This is a genomic window from Streptomyces sp. NPDC001732, from assembly GCF_053596315.1.
The window spans coordinates 1-2,942 of sequence record NZ_JBSFFY010000175.1; the positions used below are offsets into that span (position 1 = coordinate 1).

Consider the following 2,942-nt stretch of genomic DNA (forward strand, 5'->3'; position numbering starts at 1 on the left):
CCACGCGGCCGGACCCCGGTGGTCCGGGTCCGCGGCCGCTCCCGCAGACGGATATCCATCGCCGTGCCGACCTGCTACAGACCCGGCCACCGGTCACGGCTGATCTACCGGCCTCGCCGCGACGACGGCAACCGTGACGGGCGCAAGAGCTTTTCCTGGCGCGACTACCGGGACCTGCTGATCGCCGCCCACCAGCAGCTCGGCGGCCCGATCGTCCTTGTCTGGGACAACCTGAACGTGCACAAGGCCGCCGGCCTGCGGGAGTTCGCCGCCTCCCGGGACTGGCTGACCATCTACTACCTGCCGCCTTACGCACCCGACCTCAACCCCGTCGAAGGGATCTGGTCCCTCCTGCGACGCGGCTGGCTCTCCAACGTCGCCTTCAGCACCCCCGACCACCTCGTCCAGCGCATCCGACACGGCCTACGACACATCCAGTACCGCAGCGACCTCATAGACGGCTGCCTCGCCGAGACCGGCCTGACCATCAGATCCGCCTGAGCGAGGACACGACATCACGAGTTCAACCTCAGTAATTGCCCGTATCGCCGAAGCCGAACGCGAAGGCTGGCTCGGCGAGGTCGAGGGGCTTCGCGTCAGCCTGGCCGGCGCCGAGGATAAGCTCGCCCAGATCGACCGGCGTTCCCACCAGCGAAAAGTCGTCGTTCTTGGCCTGCCTTATCGCCAGGAGCGGAGATCACTGAGCCCCGAAATCACACTTACAGCTCGCCAGCTGTGACGTTACTGTGAGCGGATGAGTGAGGAGTTGAAGCCGCAGGTGCTCTCGAACCGCTGGGCTGACGCCGTTGGTCCTGGCGGCCACGGTTCGCCTCGTGATCTCTGCAGGTGCATCGAGCAGATCAGCACCAAGCCGCAGCGACCGACCCGCTTCCATCGAGAACGCCAGGACACCACCGCACCGGGCTGGATCCGCCTTCTCGAGCTGGTTGAGGAGGCGGCGGCCGACGGACGGGAGGTCTTCAAGCCGCTGGTCGAACTCACCGCGGAACAGCGGCGCCAGGTCGTCACGCTCCCGCCAACGATCGCCAAACTCACCTCGGTGAAGCACCTCGTGCTGTACAGCAGTAACCTGGTGCGTATCCCGCCTGAAATCGGCGCTATGCGGAGCCTTGAGGAGTTCACCCCGTACACCTCCTACCGCCTGCACTGGTTCCCGTACGAGATCACCCGGTGCCCCAACCTGCGGCGCAGCACGGTGAGCACTCGCGCCATCTACGGAAACTACAAGCGGCGGCCGCCGTTTCCGTCGTTGTCGGCCGCAGAGACCGGCACGCAAGGCATTGACCTCGAAGACCTCGACCCCGACGTATGGGGTGCCACCTCGATCCGTACGTGCAGCGTCTGCGATCAGCACATCGAGGGCGTGAACCTTCGCCAGGCCTGGATCTCAATATGGACGTCAGGCGCTGACGTTCTGCCCTTGCTGGTCAACGCCTGCTCGACGACATGCATCGAGGCGCTGCCCGTGCCGGCCGAAGGCTACGTCCAGATGCCGCACTCTGGCGGACCAAGCGTCGAGCAGCCGCCAGCTGGCCGACAGCCTCGCTAACGCGGTGCGAACCCAGAAGAAACCCGTAGTTCAGAGAAACAAGCGTGCTCATGAATGCATGGGGCCCCGAAGGCGCGTGCGCACGTGCCGATGGACACCTTCCAGGCGCGCAGTTCGGGTCGGGTAGCGGGTCGCCGCACGACGGCACTGCGTAGAAATACGTATTTTGTTACTACCATTCGCTGAACGCTCCTGCTGAGGCCAACGGGCGGGCGCGATCGTTGGGTACTGTGCCAGCCATGATCGATCGCTGGGACGTGCAGTGGGCCACCAGTTCCCGCGCTGATTCCGCTCTTGTGACCGGAGTGGTGCCGACCACGGTGCATGGCCGGCCCTGCGTCGTCAGCGCTGGCTACGACGGCACCGCGTGGGTGTGCGACCTCTTTACCGGAGAGCCCGTCACGAGCACTCTCATCACCGGCGAGTGGGGTGGAGGCGTCGAGGCGCTCGGCCTCATGGCGGGCCCGGACGACGGCCCGATGGTGATCAGCGCCAACAGCAGCTATGTCGTGACGTGCTGGGATCCTGAGAGCGGGCACGTGAGCCGCCTCGGCAAGTACGGCTCAGGGTTCCCCTCCGCGGTGGCGACCACGAAGCAGGGCTGGAAGTCGTTCGTGGTGACCGCCGGAGACGGCCGGGTCGAGGTCTGGGACGACGGCGGCGTGGAGATCGCCTGCGCCCACGTGTCGCAGCGTAGCGGCGAGACCCTGCTGACGCGCGCCCTCGCCACCGCGGCCCTGGACGGCGAGCAGGTGGTGATCGCTGGTGCCTCCGACGGGACGCTGCGCGTGTGGGGCTTCCCAGACGTGCTGAAGACCAGCCCGGACCCCGACAACTTCCTCTTTCCCTGGACGCTGCGCGAAATCACCGTGTCGCGCTTGCCCGCCAGCATCGGCGCGGTGGCGATGGTGGAGGTGGACGGCCGGACGCTGGTTCTCGCAGCGGTGGGTCGGTGGCTGCGACTGGCAGATCCGGTCAGCGGAGACCTGGTCGGGCTGCCGTTGTCCGGCCGCACCGACAGCATCACGACGATGAGCACCGGTGTGGTGCGAGGCCGGCCGGTCGCCGTCACCGGCAGCACCGACGGTACGGTGTGCGCCTGGCCGTTGGATGGCGGCCTGCAGATCGATCCCGTCATTGTGCGGAGACTTCCCGCTGCTGTGAACGCGGTGGCGCTGACTTCGGACGACCGGCTCGCGGTCGGCTTCGGTGCAGACGTGGCTGTCCTGGCCGCTAGTACTGCAACGGTGTTTGTGCTGATGGGTGACCAGTTCTATGGGCTGTGTCCGCGTCGTTTGTAGTGACTGGTTCGGGCTTGGTGTTGTCGTCGTCGGCGCCAGTGTGACCAGTGCAGGATGTGATCGATGGGAGT

Annotated in this window: 3 protein-coding genes; all 3 read left to right on the forward strand. The window is 66.3% G+C overall.

The window, feature by feature from the left end; genetic code table 11:
* On the forward strand, nt 1-501 hold a 501-nt coding region (locus ACWCXX_RS41090), incomplete at its 5' end, for a transposase (RefSeq protein WP_451136395.1).
* A 253-nt stretch (nt 502-754) separates the two neighbouring features.
* On the forward strand, nt 755-1,570 hold the full coding sequence (locus tag ACWCXX_RS41095) for a leucine-rich repeat domain-containing protein (RefSeq protein ID WP_451136397.1): 816 nt from the start codon (nt 755-757) through the stop codon (nt 1,568-1,570).
* Between the two features lie 239 nt (nt 1,571-1,809).
* Complete coding sequence (locus tag ACWCXX_RS41100) at nt 1,810-2,871, forward strand: WD40 repeat domain-containing protein (RefSeq protein ID WP_451136399.1); 1,062 nt, start codon at nt 1,810-1,812, stop codon at nt 2,869-2,871.
* The last annotated feature ends 71 nt before the right edge of the window (nt 2,872-2,942 follow it).